The 21,524-nt window shown below is 64.9% G+C and carries 33 protein-coding genes; 8 read left to right on the plus strand and 25 right to left on the minus strand.

Going from position 1 to position 21,524, the window contains the following annotated elements:
• Positions 1 to 56: 56 nt before the first annotated feature.
• The 16 genes from MUY22_RS38170 to MUY22_RS38245 form a co-directional block, all read right to left on the minus strand.
• Positions 57 to 233 carry an AlpA family transcriptional regulator gene (locus tag MUY22_RS38170; RefSeq protein WP_247052035.1) on the minus strand — a complete coding sequence of 59 codons (177 nt, stop codon included), beginning with the start codon at positions 231 to 233 and terminating at the stop codon, positions 57 to 59.
• Positions 226 to 1,575 (minus strand): replication initiator, encoded by a 1,350-nt coding sequence (locus MUY22_RS38175; protein ID WP_247052036.1) that lies wholly within the window; start codon positions 1,573 to 1,575, stop codon positions 226 to 228. Before MUY22_RS38175 ends, MUY22_RS38170 begins: the two co-directional genes overlap by 8 nt.
• Before the next feature lie 105 nt (positions 1,576 to 1,680).
• Positions 1,681 to 1,899, minus strand: coding sequence for a hypothetical protein (locus MUY22_RS38180; protein ID WP_247052037.1), 219 nt, complete (start codon positions 1,897 to 1,899; stop codon positions 1,681 to 1,683).
• Positions 1,900 to 1,920: 21 nt separating this feature from the next.
• Positions 1,921 to 2,604, minus strand: coding sequence for a DUF2637 domain-containing protein (locus MUY22_RS38185; protein ID WP_247052038.1), 684 nt, complete (start codon positions 2,602 to 2,604; stop codon positions 1,921 to 1,923).
• An 18-nt stretch (positions 2,605 to 2,622) separates the two neighbouring features.
• The gene (locus tag MUY22_RS38190; protein WP_247052039.1) at positions 2,623 to 2,835 is read right to left on the minus strand and encodes a hypothetical protein; all 213 of its coding nucleotides are present in this window, start codon (positions 2,833 to 2,835) and stop codon (positions 2,623 to 2,625) included.
• A gap of 33 nt (positions 2,836 to 2,868) precedes the next feature.
• Complete coding sequence (locus tag MUY22_RS38195; RefSeq protein ID WP_247052040.1) at positions 2,869 to 3,099, minus strand: hypothetical protein; 231 nt, start codon at positions 3,097 to 3,099, stop codon at positions 2,869 to 2,871.
• Entirely contained in the window at positions 3,096 to 3,521 is a 426-nt protein-coding gene (locus MUY22_RS38200) for a hypothetical protein (protein ID WP_247052041.1), read from the minus strand. Before MUY22_RS38200 ends, MUY22_RS38195 begins: the two co-directional genes overlap by 4 nt.
• On the minus strand, positions 3,518 to 3,739 hold the full coding sequence (locus MUY22_RS38205) for a hypothetical protein (protein WP_247052042.1): 222 nt from the start codon (positions 3,737 to 3,739) through the stop codon (positions 3,518 to 3,520). Before MUY22_RS38205 ends, MUY22_RS38200 begins: the two co-directional genes overlap by 4 nt.
• Before the next feature lie 2 nt (positions 3,740 to 3,741).
• Entirely contained in the window at positions 3,742 to 4,116 is a 375-nt protein-coding gene (locus MUY22_RS38210) for a hypothetical protein (RefSeq protein ID WP_247052043.1), read from the minus strand.
• A complete protein-coding gene (locus tag MUY22_RS38215; protein WP_247052044.1) occupies positions 4,116 to 5,486 on the minus strand; it encodes an FtsK/SpoIIIE domain-containing protein in 1,371 nt (456 codons plus the stop codon). The genes MUY22_RS38210 and MUY22_RS38215 overlap by 1 nt, the downstream gene beginning before the upstream one ends.
• A 45-nt stretch (positions 5,487 to 5,531) precedes the next feature.
• Positions 5,532 to 5,714: a hypothetical protein gene (locus MUY22_RS38220; protein ID WP_247052045.1), complete on the minus strand. Its 183-nt coding sequence runs from the start codon at positions 5,712 to 5,714 to the stop codon at positions 5,532 to 5,534.
• Between the two features lie 2 nt (positions 5,715 to 5,716).
• Positions 5,717 to 5,980, minus strand: a complete 264-nt coding sequence (locus MUY22_RS38225) for a hypothetical protein (RefSeq protein WP_247052046.1) — start codon at positions 5,978 to 5,980, stop codon at positions 5,717 to 5,719.
• Between the two features lies 1 nt (position 5,981).
• Entirely contained in the window at positions 5,982 to 6,158 is a 177-nt protein-coding gene (locus MUY22_RS38230) for a hypothetical protein (protein ID WP_247052047.1), read from the minus strand.
• A gap of 6 nt (positions 6,159 to 6,164) precedes the next feature.
• Positions 6,165 to 6,332: a hypothetical protein gene (locus MUY22_RS38235; RefSeq protein ID WP_247052048.1), complete on the minus strand. Its 168-nt coding sequence runs from the start codon at positions 6,330 to 6,332 to the stop codon at positions 6,165 to 6,167.
• A gap of 1 nt (position 6,333) precedes the next feature.
• On the minus strand, positions 6,334 to 6,486 hold the full coding sequence (locus MUY22_RS38240) for a hypothetical protein (protein ID WP_247052049.1): 153 nt from the start codon (positions 6,484 to 6,486) through the stop codon (positions 6,334 to 6,336).
• 566 nt (positions 6,487 to 7,052) lie between these two features.
• Positions 7,053 to 7,430, minus strand: coding sequence for a hypothetical protein (locus MUY22_RS38245; protein WP_247052050.1), 378 nt, complete (start codon positions 7,428 to 7,430; stop codon positions 7,053 to 7,055).
• A gap of 140 nt (positions 7,431 to 7,570) precedes the next feature.
• On the opposite strand from MUY22_RS38245, the gene MUY22_RS38250 reads away from it, so the two are divergent.
• The 4 genes from MUY22_RS38250 to MUY22_RS38265 all read left to right on the plus strand — a co-directional run bounded on the left by MUY22_RS38250 (position 7,571) and on the right by MUY22_RS38265 (position 10,855).
• Positions 7,571 to 8,335, plus strand: coding sequence for a GntR family transcriptional regulator (locus MUY22_RS38250; RefSeq protein WP_247052051.1), 765 nt, complete (start codon positions 7,571 to 7,573; stop codon positions 8,333 to 8,335).
• An 18-nt stretch (positions 8,336 to 8,353) separates the two neighbouring features.
• Positions 8,354 to 9,019, plus strand: a complete 666-nt coding sequence (locus MUY22_RS38255) for a YdcF family protein (protein WP_247052052.1) — start codon at positions 8,354 to 8,356, stop codon at positions 9,017 to 9,019.
• A gap of 12 nt (positions 9,020 to 9,031) precedes the next feature.
• The gene (locus tag MUY22_RS38260) at positions 9,032 to 9,271 is read left to right on the plus strand and encodes a hypothetical protein (protein WP_247052053.1); all 240 of its coding nucleotides are present in this window, start codon (positions 9,032 to 9,034) and stop codon (positions 9,269 to 9,271) included.
• Between the two features lie 456 nt (positions 9,272 to 9,727).
• Positions 9,728 to 10,855: a hypothetical protein gene (locus MUY22_RS38265; RefSeq protein WP_247052054.1), complete on the plus strand. Its 1,128-nt coding sequence runs from the start codon at positions 9,728 to 9,730 to the stop codon at positions 10,853 to 10,855.
• Positions 10,856 to 11,230: 375 nt separating this feature from the next.
• Here the strand turns inward: MUY22_RS38265 and MUY22_RS38270 are convergent, their stop codons facing one another.
• The 4 genes from MUY22_RS38270 to MUY22_RS38285 all read right to left on the minus strand — a co-directional run bounded on the left by MUY22_RS38270 (position 11,231) and on the right by MUY22_RS38285 (position 15,022).
• Entirely contained in the window at positions 11,231 to 12,103 is an 873-nt protein-coding gene (locus MUY22_RS38270) for a site-specific integrase (RefSeq protein WP_247052055.1), read from the minus strand.
• Positions 12,104 to 12,322: 219 nt separating this feature from the next.
• Positions 12,323 to 12,835, minus strand: coding sequence for a TIR domain-containing protein (locus MUY22_RS38275; protein ID WP_247052056.1), 513 nt, complete (start codon positions 12,833 to 12,835; stop codon positions 12,323 to 12,325).
• Positions 12,836 to 13,421: 586 nt separating this feature from the next.
• Entirely contained in the window at positions 13,422 to 13,853 is a 432-nt protein-coding gene (locus tag MUY22_RS38280) for an HIT family protein (protein WP_371827527.1), read from the minus strand.
• Positions 13,854 to 14,179: 326 nt separating this feature from the next.
• On the minus strand, positions 14,180 to 15,022 hold the full coding sequence (locus tag MUY22_RS38285; RefSeq protein WP_371827528.1) for a hypothetical protein: 843 nt from the start codon (positions 15,020 to 15,022) through the stop codon (positions 14,180 to 14,182).
• A 556-nt stretch (positions 15,023 to 15,578) separates the two neighbouring features.
• On the opposite strand from MUY22_RS38285, the gene MUY22_RS38290 reads away from it, so the two are divergent.
• Together MUY22_RS38290 and MUY22_RS38295 are read left to right on the plus strand one after the other, a co-directional pair.
• Entirely contained in the window at positions 15,579 to 16,130 is a 552-nt protein-coding gene (locus MUY22_RS38290) for a hypothetical protein (RefSeq protein ID WP_247052059.1), read from the plus strand.
• Between the two features lie 111 nt (positions 16,131 to 16,241).
• Positions 16,242 to 16,490 (plus strand): hypothetical protein, encoded by a 249-nt coding sequence (locus MUY22_RS38295; RefSeq protein WP_247052060.1) that lies wholly within the window; start codon positions 16,242 to 16,244, stop codon positions 16,488 to 16,490.
• Positions 16,491 to 16,543: 53 nt separating this feature from the next.
• Here the strand turns inward: MUY22_RS38295 and MUY22_RS38300 are convergent, their stop codons facing one another.
• The 4 genes from MUY22_RS38300 to MUY22_RS38315 all read right to left on the minus strand — a co-directional run bounded on the left by MUY22_RS38300 (position 16,544) and on the right by MUY22_RS38315 (position 19,418).
• A complete protein-coding gene (locus MUY22_RS38300) occupies positions 16,544 to 16,900 on the minus strand; it encodes a ClpX C4-type zinc finger protein (protein WP_247052061.1) in 357 nt (118 codons plus the stop codon).
• 44 nt (positions 16,901 to 16,944) lie between these two features.
• Positions 16,945 to 17,334 carry a hypothetical protein gene (locus MUY22_RS38305; protein ID WP_247064329.1) on the minus strand — a complete coding sequence of 130 codons (390 nt, stop codon included), beginning with the start codon at positions 17,332 to 17,334 and terminating at the stop codon, positions 16,945 to 16,947.
• A 56-nt stretch (positions 17,335 to 17,390) separates the two neighbouring features.
• A complete protein-coding gene (locus tag MUY22_RS38310; protein WP_247052062.1) occupies positions 17,391 to 18,626 on the minus strand; it encodes a GDSL-type esterase/lipase family protein in 1,236 nt (411 codons plus the stop codon).
• Between the two features lie 108 nt (positions 18,627 to 18,734).
• On the minus strand, positions 18,735 to 19,418 hold the full coding sequence (locus tag MUY22_RS38315) for an alpha/beta hydrolase (RefSeq protein WP_247052063.1): 684 nt from the start codon (positions 19,416 to 19,418) through the stop codon (positions 18,735 to 18,737).
• A gap of 99 nt (positions 19,419 to 19,517) precedes the next feature.
• Here MUY22_RS38315 and MUY22_RS38320 point away from each other — a divergent pair, with 99 nt between their 5' ends.
• Together MUY22_RS38320 and MUY22_RS38325 are read left to right on the plus strand one after the other, a co-directional pair.
• Positions 19,518 to 20,411, plus strand: coding sequence for an AraC family transcriptional regulator (locus MUY22_RS38320; protein ID WP_247052064.1), 894 nt, complete (start codon positions 19,518 to 19,520; stop codon positions 20,409 to 20,411).
• Positions 20,408 to 20,692 (plus strand): hypothetical protein, encoded by a 285-nt coding sequence (locus MUY22_RS38325; protein ID WP_247052065.1) that lies wholly within the window; start codon positions 20,408 to 20,410, stop codon positions 20,690 to 20,692. Before MUY22_RS38320 ends, MUY22_RS38325 begins: the two co-directional genes overlap by 4 nt.
• Here the strand turns inward: MUY22_RS38325 and MUY22_RS38330 are convergent.
• The gene (locus MUY22_RS38330) at positions 20,689 to 21,522 is read right to left on the minus strand and encodes a GH25 family lysozyme (protein ID WP_247052066.1); all 834 of its coding nucleotides are present in this window, start codon (positions 21,520 to 21,522) and stop codon (positions 20,689 to 20,691) included. The genes MUY22_RS38325 and MUY22_RS38330 overlap by 4 nt on opposite strands.
• Positions 21,523 to 21,524: the final 2 nt, after the last annotated feature.

The following is a 21,524-nucleotide window of genomic DNA, read 5'->3' on the forward strand; positions in this document are numbered from 1 at the left end:
GACGGCCTCGCGATGTGCTGCCTTCTTCAGCCGGTCGTAAACCCACGCACGAGCCATCAGCAGGCCGCCTGTCCGTCGATCCAGGTGTCGACGTCGGACGGTCGATAGCGGACGTACTTGCCGACGCGGAACCCGGCCGGGCCTTTGCCGGTCTTGCGCCACTGGTAGAGCGTGTTCACCGGAACCTGGAGGTATGAGGACAGGTCTTCAATGCTGAGTAGACGGTCATTCATGGTCGTTTTCCTTGTTGTATTTGAGTTTGCGGTCGTCTCGGATGCGTTCGGCGATGCCGGCGGCGAGTTCGCGTTCCGCGTCGTCGCGGTAGCCAGTGCCGTCGAAGGCCCAGTCGTTGACCACGGCGATCGAGTCGACCCGGTCGTCCAGGCCCAGCCGTTCAAGGGTTTCGGCGAGCCGGAAAGCCCGGCGGTCGCCTCGGATGGCCTTGAACGTCGTGGAGTACGCCAGTGACTTGGTCAGGAAGTGGCCCCGGAAGGCGAGCATGTGCGCCCACCGGCGAAGCTTCAGGTCCTCGAACGCCGGCAGGTCCCCGAGGTCCCAGGCGGTCTGGATGATGCGGCGGTGGTGCGCGGTCACCTTCAGGTGATCGATGTCGAGCTGCGAGCGGATCGGCCGGTCCGCGGCTTCGCTCTTGCCGGTGCCCTTGGTGGCGTACTTCGCGATGTACGCGGCGAGCCGGGCCTCGGAGATCTGCCCGTTGTCGTCTTCCAGCTCGGCCGAGGCGGCCGGTTCGATGCGGCGGACGTCGACCTGCGTGCCCCAGGTGAGCGGCAGCTCCGTCCCGTCCGGGTACGCCGCAGGCACTAGCACGGCCCCAGCAGCCGCGTACACGGCGTCTTCCAGCAGATCCGGGTGCGCCCACCGGGGAGCGGGCGACACGGCGCCGTCGGGGCCGTCCAGGCGCACGACGGCGTGGAAGTGCACGAGCCCGCGACGCTGGTACTCCGCGACCTTCCCGTAGGACAGGCGGGCTTGTTCGGTGAACTCGCGAGCCTTGAGGCCGGCGCGTTTGGCGATCTCCCGGCGGAGCCGCGTGGTGAAGCGCTGCCACAGGACGCCGGCGTGGGCCTGCCAGATCACCGACCCGACGTAGTCGTAGGTCTCCGGGTCCAGCGGGGCGCCGGTGCGGGTGTCGTCGTCGTGGTGGTACTCCCCGCAGCCGCACGGCCGCCGCTTCCCGTTGCGCGTGGTGCGGGCGGTGTGGACGGGGCCGAAGGACGGGGCGGTGAGGGTGACGAACGCGCGGGGCCGGTCCCCGACCGTGGTGGGGATGCCCTTGTGGCCGCCGATGAGGCCGGCGCGGATGAGGTGGAAGGCGTCGGCGGCGTAGCGGTCGGAGCAGGCGGGGCAGACCCCGGACCGGCGGTTGCCGCACGGGGCGAAGATGTCCCCGCCGTGGTGGTGCAGGACGGCGCCGGTGGTGGCGTCCTGGAGCTGGTGCGCCCCGGACAGGCGGATGGGGCGGGCGCAGCCGTTGACGGCGCGGACCTTGTTGCGCCAGTCCTGGTAGTCCAGGGCTTTCACGCGGGCGGCGAGGCGGTCTTCCAACGTCAGCATGTCGGAGCCTTTCGGTTGGCGGGCAAGAGAAACGGCTCGGGAACCCAGGCCGGATGGGTGGCCGGGCTCCCGCGCCGTGAGCGGGTGCGCCGTGTACGGAGGCGGCTACTTGGTGATGTGCAGGTCGTAGGCCGCGTCGGCCACGCGCCGCATTTCCGCCGCTTCCTCCTCGTGGATGCGGGCCATCTCGCCGGCCACCTCCGACAGGCGGAGCAGGGCCTCGCGGTTACGGCCACCGGTCGCGTTGATCACCGACCCGTTCGCGGTGTCGAACTCCTCCTGGAGGCGGGCGAGCTTGTCCAGATTGGACGTCGATTTCGTCATGGGTAGGTCCTTCCGATGTGGTCAGGCGGTGAGGTCGTGCAGGATCTGCGCGGCCATCGGTTCCGGGACGCGGACGACGCGGCGGATCTCCTCGATGGTCAGCTCGCGGCCTTCGCTGCGGGCGGTCTCGGCCACGGTGTTGATCCGGCTGGTCAGCTCGGCCGGGAGCTTGAGCCGAGGCCGAGCCGGAGCGGCCACGGCGGCCGGTGCCGGGGCCGGGTGCGTGACGACGTCGGTCCGGGACGCGGTCACGGTGACCGGCTCAGGATCCGCAGCAGGCTCCGGGGGCGCCGAGGTCTCGGGAGCGGGGGTGCGGCGCATGAGGAGCTTGACGACCACGAGGAACCCGAGTGCCGGCATCGCGGCCACCAGCCACCCGGCCGGGGTGGGTTCGGCGAGCGCGACCTGTGCGGCCATCTGCACGCCGAACCCGGCCACCAGCACGGCCAGCGGGAACGTGACCTTGCGGGAACCTGCGCCGGCGCGGTGGTCGCGCTGGATCTCGAACCCGGCGACGATGACGATGCCCTCGATCACCACCGCGTCGGCCCACGCGATCCAGCCGAGCTGTCCGTGGTAGACAGCCCAGTCGTGGGTGTGGGTGAACCCGGCCGCCGCGCCGATGCTCCCGAGGACCACGGCGACCAGGACACGGACGACGTCCACCAGCCGACGAGTCTTGTTCGAACTGTCCGCAGTGGACATGATGAATCTCCTTTCAGGTCAGTTCTCCCCGCGCCAGCGGCGGGCGTAGGCGCGGTAGTGGTCGGCTTCCTGTTCGAGCTGCACGACGATGTCGTCCGCGAGTTCGGCCAACCGGGCACTGCGGAAGGTCGGGCTTTCGCGGTCCGTGGCGCCGATGCTCAGATCGGTCGTGTAGTACTCGTAGATGAGTCGGTCGATGTGGGTCAGGTACCGCATCGGCATCCTGTCCATGTCGTTCCCCTTACTGCTCAACGGTTCCGAACTTCACCGGTCTCCCCGTTGCGGGAACATCCCGCAGTCGAGGGCGATGCCGGCGAGGCGCCGGAACTCGGCCGCCTCCTCTTCGTGGATGCCGGCGATCTCGTCGGCCAGCTCGGACAGCCGCACGAAGGCCGTGTGCCCGTGGTCGTCCGCGTCGTGACCCTTGCGGCAGGTGTCGAGGAACTCCTCCTGCAACTCGTGGAGCTTGCGCATGTTCGCGTGGGTGTCGGTCACGGCGTGCCTCCGAACGGTGCGAGGTTGGACCAGCGCTGGAGCATGTCCCGGCCGCGTCGGGTCAGTCGCAGCGGCAGGACGGGTTTGCGGACGACACCGTGCAGGCACGAGACCGTCTCACGGGCCGGGCTGCGTTCGACGTAGCCGACGGACACCAGGTGCATCACCACGTCGTCGTCCTGGGCGGCCCGGCAATGGCCTTCGCCGTCGAGGACCATCACGCGGTCGGTGTCATCCAGCAGCCCGTACCGGCCGTCGCGGACTTCGGCGAGCACGTCCTTGGCGACCAGCGGGTTGCCGGGCGAGCCCAGTGGCTTGCGGCGGCCCCGGGCCGGAGGGCACGCGCGGCCGGGGGTCGGTGCCGGCGCGGGGCCGGGGGTGCCGAACAGGCCGAGCTGTCCGGGGTCGGCGCGGCGGCTCATCGGATGTGCTCCCGTCCGATGTCGCCGAACTCGCGGTTGCGGAACTCGGTGATCCCGAGCACCAGGCCGAGCCCGACGCAGCCGAGGACCACGGCCGCGATCCAGAACAGCGGGGACCAGCCCTGGGCGAGGTAGATCAGCCAGAGCGTGAGCGCGGCCGGGACGCCGTACTTGGCGTAGATCCAGGCTCGCCACACGAAGAATCCGAGACGCCACATGGTCATTCCTCTCCGGACGGTTGGTGACGGGGGCAGAAGACGGTCAGGTGATCGGTGGTGACCCAGGTCGGGCACCAGGTCCGCAACGCCTCGCGCAGGGCGTCCCAGTCCTCGAACAGGTCCGGCTTGTCCCCGGGCAGTTCGGCACACACCCCACAGCGCGCGAGAAACACCTCGTCCAGCGCGGCGACGTCCACTTCGTACAAGTCGATGCCGCGAGCCGTGAACTCGTCCACCGCTACGCGCATCTCCCACACAGCACGGGACTTCTCGCGGTGAATCCGGCCGCTGAGTGGCCGGGGGTAAGACCCGTTCGCGGACACCACGACGTGGTAGTGCCGCTGGTGCAGCCTCGCCGGGTAGGTGACCGTGATCATCACGCCACCACCGACAGCCCGGTCACAGGCCGGCCGGAACGGATGAACGTGATCAGCTCGTCGATCTCGCGGTCGTCGACGTAGGCGGCGCGGACGCGCTGCGGGACGCGGGTGCGCTGCCGCACGACGTAGCCGATGCCGGCGGTGTCCGGGACGTTCGGGATCTCATCCGCCAACGCCCCCCGCAGCCGGGCCCCGTCACCGAGCACCATGTCCACGTGCGACTGCGCGGTGACCCGCAGGCAAATCCGGGTCGGGAACAGCTCCCGGACCGGAACCGTGTCCTTGGTCGGCTCCTGCACCAGCGCCGTCATCCCGTGCCCGGTCGCGCGGCCCTGCGAACCCACAATGGCGAGCTGCTTACGCAGGTTCCGGGCGATCGAGCCGTCGCCGTAGGCCAGCAACGCGCCGATCTCGTCGATGATCAGCAGGTTGAGCGGCGTCTCCCGCGAGATCGTGATCTTGCGGGTGCCTGTCGCGGCGAACTGCTGCTGCACGCAGCGGAGATCGTTGACGTAGTCGTCGACCAGCTCGGCACAGTCCTGCTCGTTGTCGGCGTAGCGGTGGGCGACACCGCCGTCGGCGAACTTGCGGAACTCCAGTTGCTTCGGGTCGCAGACCCACAACCGGACCAGCCCGTCCCGGATCAGCGGCGCCAAGCCCCGCAGCATCGACATCACGATCGAGTTCTTGCCCGCCCCGGTCGCGCCGGCCACGAACACGTGCGTGCCGGCGACCTTGAGGCGCCAGTCGGTGCCGTACTCGGTGTCGCCGACGTAGATGTCGTTCACGTCGACCGCGTCCACGGTGTCGGGCATCTCCGGGGCCGGGATGGTCTCGGTGAACGGCTCGGACCGTTCGATGATCAGCGCGACGTAGCCGGGCTTCGGGTGCTCGAACGCGATCCGCTGCACCTTCAGCGTGTCCGCGAGCCGCTCCAGGCTCTCCTCGATCGAGCGGCGAGCCTGCCCACGAGCCAGAGCCAGCGTGACGACGTCCACCGACGGGGAGAACGACCGCAGCCGGGTGATGCGCGGGAACAGGTCCTCGCCGGTCTTGCGGTCGGTGACGTACATGTCGCAGGCCCGCAGTGCCCGGGTGAAGCGCGGCCCGAAGTAGGCCGACCAGCGGCGGCGCCAGGCCCGAAGCCGCGGGGCCGCGTAGTGGTCGAAGGTGTCCGGATGCGCCCGGTACCAGCAGAGCAAGGCGCTGGCCGTTCCGCCCGTGATCCCGCCGGTGGCGCTCCAGCCGAGCTCGAGCCCGGTCCCGACGAGGGCGCCCGGTCCTACGGTGGCGCCGGGGTGGCGCAGCAGCCACTTCAGCGCCTTGATTTCGGTCCCGACCTTGCGGGACGACTTGGGGGTGTTCATCGGTTGGTGGTCCTCTCGTGCGAAACGGATCATGTGCGGTTGGTGTCAGGACTTGATGGCGGTCCGGGCGTCGGTCAGCTCGGTGATCAGCGTGCCCATCGCGCGGCCCATCCGGTCGTGCGCGGCGCGGAAGCCGTTGCGGTTGATCGGCATTCCGTGCATCGACTCCTTGAGCTGCACGAGCGCGGTGCCGAGGTCATCGACCACCCGGTCGACCTGGTGCGACATGGTCAGAACCTCCAGTCCCGCGAGATGAGTTCGGCCTCGTGCTTCTTGCCCAGCGTCCGCAGGCGGTCCAGTTCGTCGAACGCCTTGGTACGGAACGCCTTCAGCTCGTCTTTGGACGCGATGGTCCACGAGTCGGACATGGCCTTGTCGTCGTACTTCGCGATCAGCTTGTCGACCTCGCCGAGGACTTCGGCGATCATGTCCAAGTTGGTCACGAACGTGGCGTAACGCTGCTGCGCCCGCCGGTTGAGTGCCGCGAACTGCATGTCAGCTCCACCTCTCCGGGTTGTGCTCCAGCGACCAGGCCAGGCCGGACAGTTCGCCGACCAGCCCGCGGACCGAGCGACCGGCCTGCACCTTCGCCTCTTCCGGCGCGTCCGTCGCCCGGAACTTCTCGAACGCGACGCTCACCACGTCGGTGATCTCGCGGATCTCCTGCTGCATTCGCCTTTACCCTTCGCGTGTCGCAGCGACCAGGCCGGCCGCCGAAGTGAGGTCTGCCGCCAGGAAGCGCACCGCGTTCCCGACCGCGACCTTGATCTCCCGATCCGGTTCGGAGGCGACGAACGCGCGGTACGCGTCGTTGGCCGCCGTGATGATCGCCAGAATCTCCGGCATGTCAGTCTCCGTTCCGGATCACGTGCTGCGCGTGCTTCAATCCCTCACAGAAACCGGCCTGCCACCCCAAGTCCTCGGTCGCCTCCGTGAGCGCGGCGGCCCGTTCCCGCTCCAACCGGGCGGCCAGCATCCGGATCACCGTGCCGACCTTCACCGGGCGGCTCACCGTCCGGCCTTCCACGCCAGCAACAGCCCCGAGACCAGCGCGAGCACCCCGAACACCGGGGCCGCGACGATCAACATGCCGACCAGCACGAGCCACACCAAGTACGTGAACACCGTTGTCTCCTCCTACATGTGCCACTGAGTCCCGCACACGGTGCACGTGGCAATCCGTGTCGGTGACAGCCAGAAACTTGCCGAACAGACGTGATCAGCCATCGCTAGCCCCGCTTCGGGCCGTGCGGGTCATACGACGACAACCCACCCCGAACCGCGTTCATCCCACCCATTCGCCTCTCCTCTCCACTCGTGAACTTCGTGGTGAAACCCCAGGACCCCCGGACGGCTTGCCCGGCCGGGAATCGAGGCGCGCCACCACAAACAGCGCGAATTTAGGCATGGATCGGCCCACTCTGTATTTGTCAAAGAACAAGAAGTGCCCTCGCCCGACTCGAAACGGGCAGCCAACCGACTTGGGAAGGGCTCCAGGGTGGTGAAGACGCGACAGCCGGGGAGGTAGCCGCGCGAACCGGTCACCCACCGGTCATAAGGTCAGGCTCAGGCGGCGCGCTGCGCAGCACCCATCCCGACAGGCTTCAAACCGAAAGCCTTGAACCACAGACCCGAGCCGCTGATCCGACCGTCGTCCCCGGTGGTCTGCCACGTGTTGAGGACCGGGTCGATCAACTCGACGTAGGAGCCTTCCTCGAACCCCTCCCCCGGGTCCACCGCGAGCGTCACCTTGATCTCTTCGCCCTTGCCCGGCCGGCGCCCCTCCACCTGACGCGGCTTCGCGAACAGCATCACCACGAACGCCTGATTGCCCTCGCGGTCCACGGCCGGGACCATCTCCCCTTTGACCTCGCGCATCTTCATGATCGGGGACTCGGTGACCATGAACTTGTAGCCCGAGCTGACGAACGGGATGTCCTGCATGTCGCCTCCTAAGTCATCGTTAGAACTATCTCTATTAGACACTGGCTGACACCAGCCGTCAATAGAACTATCTCTATCGCACCGTTTGGACGTTAGACTGCAGGTAGAGATAGAGTTATCGACCATCGAAAGGAGGCGGTGTGACGATCGGTTACCGCGACTTGGCCTCACGGCTCAGGGACGCGATCAAGGATGGCGACTACTCGCCGGGCAGCACCCTGCCGAAGCAAGATGACCTCGCCGAGCAGTACGACATCAACGTCAACACGGTGCGCAAGGCGATCAGCGTCCTCGAAGCCGAAGGCCTCGTGACGTCCGTACGCCGGCGCGGCACGGTGGTCCGGGCACGACCGCCGATGAAGCGGCTTGGTGTCGAGCGCTACGCGAAGAGCAAGTGGAAGTTCGGCCTGGTCGCGTTCGCCGCCGACCGTGAAGCTTCAGGGCAGACCTGGAACCGGAACGACCAGACCAACCAGGTGCACAAGGTCGATGCTGACAGTGATGTCGCGCAGGCTCTTGGCATTGAGCCGGGCAGCCCCGTCTACGAACGTGCACGGCTGGTGAAGCAGGACGGGAACCCGACCCACACGCTCACGAGCTACTACCGCCCGGAGCACGTTGAGAACACTCCGATCGTCGACCCCAAGCCCGGGACGGCCACGCCGGGCGGCGGCTTCGCAGTGCTCACGCTGCAAGGCCTGGAGCCCGACAGCATGACCGAGACGTTCCACTCCCGGATGCCGACGCCGGACGAGATCGACGAACTCGAACTGCCGGCCGGCGAGCCGGTGATGATCCTCGAACGCACGACGCGAACCGCGGACGGCACGCCGATCGAATTCGCACGCGGGGTACACGCCGCGTCCCGCTTCGCCTGGTCGTACACCTTCGAGATTCCCGAGTAGACAGGCCGAGGAGACGCCGTGCCGGCACCAGCCATCCCCGACGACCTACGCGACGACGTCGAGACCCTGTGGAACTTTCATCGCATCGACGATCCGCTCGCACCTGTCGACGTCGCAATCGGACTTGGAAGCCACGACCCGAGCGTTGCCGTCTACGCGGCTGAGCTCTTCGCCAAGGACCTCTTCCCCGTCGTCGTGTTCACGGGCGCCAACGCCCCGACTACCGTCGAGCAGTTCCCCCGAGGCGAGGCCGTGCACTACCGGGAGATCGCGATGGAAGCAGGAGTACCGGACAGTGCCATCGTGGTCGAGCCGAATGCAACGAACACGGCCGAGAACTTCGAGCGCACTCGCGAGCTGCTCCGGGAACGCGGCACCCCGGTTACCAGGGCCCTGATCCTCAGCCGCCCTTACCAGCAGCGCAGGGCCTACACCACGGCGATGAAGCTGTGGCCCGAAGTCGACTTCCTGTGTTCGGCGATCCAGCAGCCCTTGACCGACTACGTCGAGAGCATCGGGGACCCCAAGCGCGTGATCGACATGCTTGTCGGCGACACCCAGCGATTGACCGTCTACGCCGACGCTGGGTACGCCATCCCCCAGGAGATCCCCGGCGACGTTGAGGCTGCCTACGACCGGTTGATCACCGCCGGGTACGACAGCCGCCTGATCCCGACCAGCTAGGGAATGGCCACAGTGGATAACGACGAGTTCGCGCGCATTCGCCAGGACCCGGACCCGATCCGCCGGGCGAAGCGTTCAACGGCAATGATCGAGGTCTACATGGGCCGCATGGCCGAGCTGTCGCACCTGCGCAAGGACGCGATCGAGCAAGCCCACGACAACGGGATGAGTTACACCGACATAGCTGCAGCTCTGGGCATCTCCAAAGGCCGTGCCACTCAAATCCGCTCTCAGCCACCGCCGTCTTCGTGACAACTCCCCGGACCTCCAGCATCGGTGTGTTCAGAGTTTCTTTTCTTGTTCAAGGCGGCCCCTCCGGGGCCGCGCCGCTATCGGCCGGATCGCGCGGGGCCCGCCTCCGGCACCCACGCGACCGGCCGGCGGCTGTACCGAGGGCCGCAGCTCAAGAAGAAGAGAATGTCCTCGCCGGACGGGCAGGTCTCCGAGATGGCCGGGTCGGGTGCGACGGTTGCGTCCGTGTGCGGCCAAACGGCATCTCGCCGACCTCCCGGAGGGCTATCACGCCGCGTCAAGGGGACAGTTGTCGAGGCACGCGCCGGATTGACGGAAGGCGCCCCCTTGACCCGACGTGATCGGGCTGCGCCAGGTCGACGAGATGCCGAAAGGCCACCCACTTGTATGTATTCAGTAACACCGAGCAGCAGCCAAGCGACATAAAGACACTAGCGATGACGACGAGGGCTGAAGATGACATTATCCCGGCGTGAAGCCGCACTGACTCTGGCGGAAGAGATCCTGTCTGACATCGAACTTTCACGGCTTCCCGCACCACAGATTGTTCGAAAGGCGAGCAGGTTAGCACGTCTATCAGACGACGTCGATGCAGTCGACTGGCTATCGCAGGAAGTGTCCGGGTTCGACTTAGTAAACGACAAACTGACGGCTTCCGGAATTCGCGCGGCAAAACGTTCGCGACGCGAGGCAAAAACTAGCTCAGAAGAGGGTGGGCCAACCTACTGGTCAAGTAACCTAAATCGCCTTCAAGCCGACATCGATGCAGGCAAGATTCATTTACAAGCCGCCATCGATCGAGACTTAAGCATCTCGTCCGCAAACCCCAAGCAAGTCGTAGTATCGCCACCTGGAAATGCGAAAGAAAGAGTAGCAATTTCCAACACAATTCGACGCAGCGAAGAACTGCTCGGCAGAATAGTCGGGTCCGTCTACATATACGTCAGCAAGAAAGAGATAGAACTCCGATTTGGAGCAGCTATAGAGGATGCTTTTACCACGGTGCGAAACGAAGTTGATGGACGAATTGCACAGTTAGCTCCAAGCGCGGCTACCAAGCTTTCTGCCGCGTTCGAGAACGCGGCTTCAGGAAACCCCGAGCATTGGGCAAACGCCGCTTCTGCTTGTCGCCGACTCCTAAAGGCGATCGCAGACGAGCTGCGCCATCCCGGAGAACCGGTGGATGGACGGCCAATGACCGACGATAAGTACATCAATCGCCTAATTGACTGGATAGTCAGTCAACACGCGGTCGGAGATACCCTAAAAGACGTAGTTACGTCCGACCTGGAAGATTTTGGAAAACGTATCGATGCATTCGATGACGCTGGCCACAAAGGTGCCCATGCGGAGGTCACCAAATACGAGGCATCTCGGTTTATAACCGGCGCTTACCTTCTGATCGGAGATATCCTCCGACTCTGGGCCGAGGTCAAATCCGCCTCAGCTAACGCCGAAATCAAAGCGAGCATTACCGCCAGTGCCGAAGTGGTGCAACCAGACTCTGACAACATGGGCCTGACGACCGGACCCGACTTACCCCCGGACTCCCCAACACTTGCAGCCGACCAGATCAGCTCATAGTTACGGACACCTCAAACAAGCCCACCCGACGCGAGGCGCCAAGGAGATCGACGCAGCACAGCTGGCCGCCGGAACACATGATGCACACGAGAGTGGCAACCCACATTTTGCCCACATGACATCAGCGAACGACAACGAATGACGACAACCAAGAACCCAGCTCTTCCCTGCATGGTAGCTAGTTCCGAACAACCGTACAGGTCATCGACCCGGCGAGTAAGTGCAAGGGGTCGCAGGTTCGAATCCTGTCAGCCCGACCGGATCGGCCACCTTTACGCAGGTAGAGGTGGCCTTTTTCATGTCCAGCAGCTGCCCTGGACGGCAAGAACCCCGGGGCATGCCACATACGTGTCACATAGCCCCGGGGCTCCCGGATCAAGCGGCCATCCCTGCCAGCGCGGCGGTACGCCGGGCGTCGAGCACGTCCGCGACCTCATCGAGGCGGTCGGGGAACAGGTGCCCGTAGATGTTGAGCGTCATGGCCGCGTCGGAGTGGCCGAGCATCTGCTGAATGACCTTCACGTCGGCGCCCGCCGCGATCGCGAGGGACGCTGCGGTGTGCCGGAGCTTGTGCGGAGTCAGCCCGGCGATGCCGAGTTCGGCCGCCTGCACTGCAGGGTTGAACTCCCGCGTACGCCAGTTGTGCGAGCGTAGCGAGCCACCCCGAACCGTGGTGAAGACGAGCGCGTCATCCGGCCGGCCACCGATCACGCGGCGCAGCTCGGGCACCAGGGACGCCGGGATGGAGACCGTGCGGCGTTTGCCGTTCTTCGGCAGGCCCTCGTGCTGCACTCCCCCGACCTCGAAGAACGTCGACACCACCCGGATGCGTCGCTTGCCGAGATCAACCCGTCCCACCCGGAGCGAGGCAGCCTCGCCCCATCGGAGGCCTGTGTACGCGAGAAGCAGGATCAGCGCCTTGTTCACCGCAGCCGAAGCCGTCGGCCGGTCGTACTTCGTCCGGAGCGTCCCGGACGCCTCAGCCAGCCTTTCGACCTGTTCGTACGTGAGGTAGACGTGCTCAGCCTCCGGACGAATCGGCAACGTCACGCCGCGAGCCGGGTTGGTCAGGATCCGCGTCGGCACGCACCACTCAAGCACCATGGCCAGAACGCGGTAGGCGTGGCGGGCCTGCGAAGGCCCGAGGCCGCTGCCACCGTCGCTTTTGGAGCGGATCAGCTCGGCCACCCACAGCGCGGCGTCTTCGCGCCGGAGGGCGGTCAGCGGCTGGTCGCCCCACTTGCCCAAGGCGGCCCCTCCGGGGCCGCGCCGCTATCGGCCGGCACGCGCGGGGCCCGCCTCCGGCACCCACGCGACCGGCCGGCAGCTGACCGGGGACCGCAGCTCAAGAAGAAGAGTATGTACTCGCCGGACGGGCAGGTCTCCGAGATGGCCGAGTTGAGCGCGGCGGTTGCGTCCGTGTGCGGCCAAACGGCATCCCACTACAAGTAGAGGACGAGGTGGCGCTTAGCGAGTGCTTTTCCGGATAGCTATCGCCTCTTCCGCCCAATTCGCAATATTCTGAGCAATATAACCATAAGTCTGTTGACTATTTGTAAACGGCGGTTTGTACACCTTAGCCACCGTCGAAAGTGGCTTACCAGAATACTGGCTATCTTTATTAAATGTCACCTTGTCAAGTGGGCTAGCACCCTGCCAGGACTGGAAGCCGTTGGAATCTTTGAGATTATGGATATAGACACCAAATACACCGAGGCCATCATTCCACGCCTTAGAGAGCTCATACAGCACCCATTTGCGAGTCGAGGTTTCCGAACCAATAAGGACAACAGTGCAAGTCTTGCCACTCATCTCCTTGGCAATCCACGCTCTAATGGACCCGTCGCCAGCCCTTTTTACCTGCTCCCAAGTATTGTCTGATACCGGCTCATTGCCATCCAAGGCTCCAATACTTCGCACCGTGCCGGCTCGCCAGCTATCCGGCTTGAAGTGAAAGCTAAAGAACGTCTTCCTTGTCACTTACCCTCTCCAAGTCGCGCAAACATCCAAGAAGGCTAGCACAGCCCTCAGTACAGTCGTGACCGGCGTCACAGGCATCCAATTGATCATTGGCGAGATAGAGTGAGAGACCGAACAAGACCTGCCAGAGCAACAAGATACAATCCACCATGACGTGGCACAGCCGGAAGTCGACCGAGCAGACCCCGACCGACATGATCAAACATCTCGAGATGATCCAGGCCGTCGTCACGCGCCTAGCCTCGAACTCATTCTTGATCAAGGGTTGAACACTGACTATCTCATCGGCCTTCTACGGGTTCACGGTCAACAAGTCCGACTGGAGACTCGGCGCCATGGGATCAGCCACTGGCGTAACCTTTTAGTTTCTAGATAGCTACTACCTGCGCCAGGAGCGCATGTTCCGTGGTCTATACGACGAAGTACGATCTAAAGACAGCTCTGTCCCAAAGTTTTCACTTAATACACGTAAATATCATACGAAGATTACTCGAAGAGGGGCGTTTTCTCGACAACCCTGACATCTTTCTACTTGCCCGCAATTGCAGTCGGACTAGCTCTGGCCGCAATTTATTTCGACATCAATCTATAAACGTAGCTCCCTTGAAAGTTTAGCAGCCAAGCCATCGAGTTCATTTTCTGGCCAATCTCTATCTTTTGGCCAAATCTCGCCCATTCGATCATCTTGCCAGCGAGGGACGAAGTGAATGTGAAGGTGACCTACAGTTTGAGAGGCTGCGCCACCATTCGAGTTAATGATATTCATGCCATCAGGACTAAGGGTTGCATTTACAACATTCGCCAACTCTAAACTATATACGCTAAGCTGGCGCGCAGTTTCAACGTCAAGCGACCAAATATCAGGGATATGCATATTTGGTATCAACAACGTGTGCCCAAGAGTTGCAGGAGAAAGCGGAAAGAACGCAGTCGCGCCATTCCAACGCTTAACAACTCTTGCAAGCCCTACACCTGCCGCTACCCGACAGAATGGACAGTTTTCCATACAGTCACTCAACATCCGTCCTTGACTAATAACTCCACCCCAATCGAACACGCGCTAGCAAAGGCCCCACTTAGGGAACCTCATAGAGTCTTCATATTTGCTGAAGACGTCGGATTGTGTTTTGTATAACTTGCTCAAGCACCAACATGCCCTTAGGAGTGTACTCATACCGAATATGTCGCACATGCTGCAAGTCAAACGGCACTGACTTATCCTGAGTTATTATGATTACATCCTTATTGAGCGCATGACATATTCCTACCTCGTACAGTACATTGGGATTCCCTTCAGTCAGATCCGCAACGATATAGCGAGCAGAAGTCACAGCCTCGAGAATGTCATCGGCCACACGACCAGTCGAAAAAGATTTGATCTGATCGAGCTAAGGAGATTCCAAGCTTTTTGAATACCGGCACCAGATGATCTTCATACACCGGGAGCATGCGATCGCTGAATGGCATCAATACGAAGCAGCCGCCCCCCTTTCGCACCGACTGCCTCATGCTCAAGTGAGCACTAGTACGCCTTACCTTTTGAAACCTATCGATTGCCGTAGCGGTCTGATTGTGGAAATCAGGTATCACGTGCAAGGTTTCAGCACTACGTAACCTTGCATTCGCAGCTGCTATATCGACAAAATTGTCGACCATTCGCTTACGAATAAAAGAGACATCGCCCAGGCTATCTTTCTCATACTCCGAAAATCCGTCATCGCCCAGCTTCTTGTTTATTCTCCACGTAAGCTCGGCAACCTCTGGGAAGTCCGGGTCGAGGCAACGAGGATCCATCAAACTTAAGCGGTCTCCCGTCCAGAGATACAACGGCACAATTCGAATACCATACGTCGCAGCAAGCCTTGCGGATCCAAATACTGACGCAAGAACTATGCCATCATTGTCTGACTCGAGAACGTCTTCAATCGAACGAGTTTCGATCGCCTGGTAATAGTCTCCCCATTTCTCAAAGTGAATAAAGTCAGATGCAAAGACTTTATGCAACAAGCCTCTGTGAGTTGTGAAATGGTACTCGAATCCTTCCCGTTCATCTGAACGAATCGGGCGATCCGTGTATCGAGGAATCAACAGCACGCCTTCAGACTCGCCAGAATCCGAGAAAAGCTCTTGAAGGAATGTGGTCTTTCCCACTCCAGAAGGGCCCGACAAGGTAAATATATTACCCAATTAGAGACTCCTAACACCGCGACCGTGCCGCATTCAGCTCAGACCATCTGGTTTGCCAACAAAGACTAGAGTCCATCCAGACCACTTATCGTCTTCACTGAAGCCGCACACCCCTTTTCCGCCTCTGCGTTCAATACTACTGACGTTCCTCAAACATCCTCTCATGCTTCTACGATGAGAACCGCCAAGGACCCACGTCTACTACACTGTGTAACTGCCGACCGTGCAACGGGATTCGCGCGGGCTGCGAAGCGACCACCCGAGCACCTGCTGAGCCGCAGCGGCATGCCACACTCCAGTACTGAGCGACGACTGATGACTATCAAGGTTAACCCGAGCTTACCCAGGTCAACAGCCGTTTCGAGGGATCAAGCGCACGTCCAGTCGTCGCCAGATTAGAGCAAGGGGTCGCGTTGCCAGCTTTACCGCGCATCATTGGCGCAGCTCGGCTCCGAATGGACCACTTCACGCCCGCGGGCTAAACCACTCACGGGGTGAGGCGTGTGGAGATTGGACGTCGCTTCGTCGGTTCGTCCTGGGCCGGCGTGCAGATCCGATGGAAACTGAGCTCAGAGGGGCGCACAAGATGAAACTACGGACAACCATCGTCAGCGTGGCTGTTGCAGCGGCCACCGTCTTCGTCATGCCGACTGCGGCCGTGGCGAGTGCGGGCACCGGCTCGTACTGTGTTCAGGACCTCGCGGGTGGCCCGAAGGCGTGCTTCACGACCGAGCGGGCACTCGAGTCCTACCAGGCGAAACTGTCGCTGAGCCCGCTGCTCACAGTGTTCGACAACACCGGCTGGAGCGGCGCGGGTGGTTACCTGAACTTCGTCAGCGCTTACGGTCGTACCTACTGCGACGCCGCCAAGGACAAGAACGAAGCGTCTGAGGGCAACCTCGGCGTACGGCAGTTCTCCACCGGCCTGAGCGCAGCCGGCCGCATCAGTTCGTACGTCATCAAGGCCGGCTCCGGATGTTTCGTCACGTTTTGGGACCAGACGGGCTTCAACGGCACCGGTGTCACCTGGAATCAGAACTGCGACGACATGGCCAGGTGCTTCGGCCCCTACTTCGACAACCGCGCACATTCGCTCGCCGTCACCTGAGCCGACCGCGATGGCGTCTCGCCCTGCAGAGTCCCGAGCCGGTCTTCCGCCGTGTAACAGGTCTCCCGCTCCGTGCGACCGCGCCTTTACACGGCTTCGAGGGAGCGACTCATGGCGGACAGCTTGATCGAACTCGGTATGGTCACGCCATTCGAGATGCGCGGGCCCGAGTTGGGGCCGGTCGTCGACCGGATTCTTCAGGCCGATGACGCCGACGAAGCCGACATGCAACTCAAGCTCGAGACGCTCCTGGCGATCTACAAGCTGAAACGAATGCTGTTCATCGTGCTCGTCGTGGTGCCACTTCTGGTGGCGGTGGCGACAGTTGTGATCATCGTGACCTCACGCAACCAGATCTGAGCGTCCGGCCCGCCAGATGCTGCCAGCGAAGTGACCTCGGCTGAGCCTGTCGATCATTCCTCGCCGGAGAAACGTTCCCATGCCGATTGGCGGGTCATTCCTAAAGCAGCACCTATCTGGGTCCACGTGCCGCCCAGGGCACGCGCTTTGCGGACCCACGCCGTCAGGTTCTGCTGCACCTGGGCGCCTGACGACGCAACCGGGGCCAGGCGGGACAGGACCTCCTCCAGTGTCAGCTCTTGGTCCCACGGGGCCACCTTCGGCATCGACGCCGGCTTTCCCGCGATCACTGCCGCGCACAGGGCGACACAGCCGTCGCAGATGAAGACTCCGGGGCCGCTCACCAGCGTCTCCACCTCGGTGTTCGGGCGGGCGCAGAACGAACAGTGGGCCAGGACCGCAGCTGTCATGGAGCCTCCCAGAATAGAACCTGTCAGGCTGGACCTTACGCGCGTCAGGGGTGGCCTGACAAGGTCAGTGAACCCAGGAACGACGATGTCCAGCCCGAGAGTTCCTCCAGGCGGGACATCAAGCCCTCGATCTCCGCCCAGCGGCGGTGTTCGCGCTCCAGGTCCGGGACCAGGGAGTCGCCTACCAACAGCAGTAGCGTGGCTGTCTCGTACGCCACGTCCGCCAGCTGCAGGAACGGGCGGTACTCCGGCTCCGTCCCCGTGCCGTGGCAGGACGCCCACGAGCGGGCGGCGTGGCCGGTGAGGCGGCAGGTCTCCTCGATCGTCGCGCGCAGGGTGGAGCGGCGGGATGTCGGCGATGGTTCCAGCAGCGGGGCTATGTTCCAGGCCACCGACAGCAGGCAGCACCCCGCGTCGTCCATCGAGTTGTTCATCACGCGACGTACTTTGCTCAGCGGTCCGCACGTGAAAGGCGTTCGACTCGGCCCTTTCACCCCATCGTGTGGGAAGTTGACCCGGCCGTGAGCATCGGGATCGAGATGAAGTCCGCCAGTGCTTGCTGGCCTGCCGCGTTCGCGTGGATTCCGTCGCCGTTGTCGTACGCCGGGTTGATGCTGTTCGGCTTCAGGGGATCCTTCAGGACCTCGTCGAAGTCGAGGATGCCCGTGCACAGGCCGCCGCAGGTGTTCCAGCGTTCCACGAACAGCGCTATCTCGTGCCGATCCAGGTTGTTCTTGTCGCTGTAGCCCGGACGTGGGGTGCTCGGGGTGACGTAGATGGCGATGCCCGCCGCGCGGAGGCGGGCGAAGACCGCTCGGTAGCTGTCCAGGACCGCCGTCGCGTCGCAGCCGTACGCCAGGTCGTTCGTTCCGTAGTAGTAGATCACCGACTTGACGCCGTGCAGGGCCAGGACGTCTCGGTCCAGGCGGCTCGCTGCGTCCAGGCCGACTACACCCGGCGGGATGCTCGGGCACGTAGGAGCGCTTGTCGTGCCCGAGACTCCGGCGTTGGCGACGGCCAGGCCCGAAGAAGCGGCTCGACGCGCCAGGTCGTCCGTCCAGCGGCGGTCGGCGCCCAGCTGGGTGCAGCCGGGGCCGCAGTTCGTGCTGCCTATTCCGTCGACCACCGAGCTGCCGAACGGGACCACCGTGCCCTTCAGCGCCGTGTTGTGCACGTCCACCGCGCTGACGACGTACGTGGAGCCCACCGTCTGCGCGAATGCCGAACCGTCGGCGTCACCAGCGTGGTCCCCCGCGCCGGTGGCCGCCAGGTAGTTGTCGCGCAGGGCCGCGCCGTGGCGGCCGACCACCGCCGTGCCCGGTACCGACATGCTCACGGCTAGGTTCGTGTCCGGCTTGGTGGTCAGGCGCAGCTCGTCGCTCCAGGCCTCTCCCCCGGCTGGGATGGTGACATCCCGGGCGCCCGCGAACGTGAGGTCGCGGGGCGCGGTCACCGCCGCTCCACCGGCGCTCACGCCCGCCGTGGCGTGGCCCACCGACAGCGGGCCCGTGCCGAACGTGTTCTGCAGGCGGACGCGGATCGCGTCGCCGCCCTGGCTCAGGTGCGTGATCATCCGCAGGGACTGCGCGTTCAGCGGGGTGTCCGCGCGGCCGTCCTGCGACTGGGCCCACGAGGTGAACCACGCCTGCGCGGCTCCCGCGGCGACCGGTGCCGCCGCGAACGCCAGGGCCGAGACCGCCGCCAGAACCGCCACCTTGCCGCGCACAGGCACCTCCGTAGTCCACAAAGGACGAAACGAAAACCGTGACAGTACCGAGAATAGGGAGCCGCCCCCGCGCGGACAACAGCGCGGGGGCGGTCCTGTCCGATCTTGTCAGCCGGCGGCGCGCTCGATCAGGTCGGCGATCGCGACGGGCTGGGACGCCAGCGACGCGTGCCCGGACTCGAGCTCGATCGTCTCGCGGGCGCCGATGCGGGCGGCCATGCGGCGCTGGTTGTCCGGGGCGATCATCCGGTCCTGGGCCGAAACCTGGTACCAGGACGGCTTCTGCTTCCACGCCGGATCGGTCACCGGGTCGCCGAACGTCGAGCCGACCGGTGCCTTCTGCGTGACGGCCATGACCCGGGCCTCGTCCTCGGGCAGGTCCTGGCAGAAGCTCTCGTGGAACTTGTCCTGCGCGATCCACAGGTAGCCGTCGGAGTCCGGCGCGATGTTCGCGCCGCCCGGGGCGTCGTGGCCCTCGCTGACCGTCGCCAGGCTCTCCCCCGCGTCGGGTGCGAACGCCGCGACGTACACCAGGCCCGTCACGTTCGGCAGCGTCCCGGCCTCGGTGATGACGGCGCCGCCGTACGAGTGGCCGACCAGCAGCACCGGACCGTCGACCTGCGCGACCATCTGCCGGGTGCGGGCCGCGTCGGCGGCCAGCGACGTCAGCGGGTTCTCGACCGCGTGCAGCGACCCGAAACCGCGCTTGTCCAGCTCTCCGATGACCTTCGCCCAGTGCGCGGCGCCACCCCAGAAGCCGTGGACCAGCACCACCGTCGGCTTGGCAGACATGATGGGGTTTCCTCCTCGATCAGGCGCGCCGGGTCCGCTCGTGCGGACTCGCTCGCGCATACTGCCTTCGCAGCCTATGAGGAGGTTCGAGCAAGAACCATGGCCCAGAGACCGGAAAACTTTGCCGATTCACCGCCGCTGCCCGCGTACGGCGAGCAGGACGCGCTCTCCGACGTCCTGCAGGCCATCCACCTGCAGGGTGGCGACGTGCGCCGGCACACCGACGTCGTCGAGCGCTACCCCGCCGGGACGCGGTCACTGCACCTCGTGGGGGCGGGGCGGGTCCGCCTCGAGGTCGAGGGCGAGGCGCCCGTCGAGCTGGACCACGGCGACATGGCGCTGCTCGCCCGCGGGGACGCGCACGTCGTCCGCCCGCTCCCGGCCGCGGACTGGGTGACCGGCGAGTTCCTCGTCGAAACCGTGGTCGCCGCGCCGCTGCTCGGCGTCCTCCCCGCGGCGATCGTGATCCGCGGCGACGCCGGGACGGCGGCGTGGCTCCCGCTGAGCCGGGACCTGCTCCTGTCCGAGGTCACCCGGCCCGAGCCCGGCGCCCGCGTGATGGTGTCGCGGCTGCTCGACCTGCTCTTCATCCGCGCGCTGCGGACGTGGGCGGCCTCCGGCGACGCGGCGCACCCCGGCTGGCTGACCGCGGCGATGGACCCGGCGCTCGGGCCCGCCCTCACCGCGATCCACCGCGACCCCGGGCGTGATTGGCCGGTCGACGAGCTGGCCCGGCTGACGTCGCTGTCACGCTCGGCCTTCGCCGCCCGGTTCGCCGAGTCGGTCGGGGAACCGCCCGGGGCGTACGTCCAGCGGCGACGGCTGGACCACGCGGCGCGCCTGCTGCGCTCGACGGGCGAGCCGGTGGGGCGGATCGCGGCCCGCGTCGGCTACGCCTCGGAGGCCGCGTTCAGCCGGGCCTTCTCCCGCGCGTACGGGAGTTCACCCCGGGCCTGGCGCGGCGCCGCCGGTTCCGGTTCGATGGACCGATGAGCAAGGTGAAACTGCGGGCCGTGCGTGACACCGTGAAGCCGGACGGCGCCCTCTTCGGCGAACCCTACGAGACGCCGGACGGGACGACGGTCATCCCGGTGAGCGACCCGGTCGGCGTGTTCGTGATCCACGACGGCCGCGTCAAGTGGGAAGCCGCGGTCGACACGACCCGTGTCCTCCTGATCGGCGCCATGACCGGCCTGATGGCCGCGACGCTCGGCACCCTCGCCGTGCTGCGCAAGCCGCCGTGGCCGGACGTCGTCATCCGGAGGACGCGCTAGGCCGCCTGGCCCTTCGCCAGTGCTTCGACGCGGCCGATCGGGCCGTTGTAGTAGTTCTGGTCGCCCGGCAGGCCGCCGCCGCGGGCGAACTGCCAGATGCTCTGCTTGTCCCAACCGGCCGGGAGCTCGCCGACGTCCGCGCCGTACCGGGCCAGCCAGAGCGGGTTCGTGTTCCCGAACCCGTTCGCGTTGCCGGTGCAGGTCTTCCACCACGCCGTGCTGGTGTAGATGAGCGCGCTGCGGTGCGCTTTCGCCAGGTAGGTGCGGGTGAAGTCGGCGATCCAGGCCGTCATGTCGGCCGGGCTCTTGCCGTAACAGACGTCGCCGTACGGGTTGTACTCGATGTCCAGGGCGCCCGGCAGCGTCGTGCCGTCGCCGCGCCAGCCGCCGCCGTTCGCGATGAAGTACTCCGCCTGCTGGGCACCGCTGGAGACGTCGGGGCGGGCGAAGTGGTACGCGCCGCGGATCAGGCCCGCCGCGTGCGCGCCGTTGTACTGCTGGGCGTACTGCGGGTTGACGAACCCGGTGCCCTCGGTCGCCTTGACGTAGGTGAACTTCGCCCCGCCGGCGGCCGCGGCGCCCCAGTCGACCGGACCCGTGTGCCCGCTCACGTCGTGCCCGAGCGTCTGGTCGGCGACGTCGGCGCGGGAGGTGAGCGGGCTCCCGTGGACACCTTCGTGCGCTTCGATCTGCGTGCCCGCGAAGTTCGTGTCCGCGTGCGAGTAGTCGGGAGCGGCCTGCGCCGGTGGCACGACGACCACCGACGCGAACGCCGCGAGCGCGCCCGCCCCGGCCAGTTTCGCCAGGGGTCCGGGAACGGTTCGGCTCATCT

The sequence above is a fragment of the Amycolatopsis sp. WQ 127309 genome (assembly GCF_023023025.1).
Taxonomy (GTDB): Bacteria; Actinomycetota; Actinomycetes; order Mycobacteriales; family Pseudonocardiaceae; genus Amycolatopsis.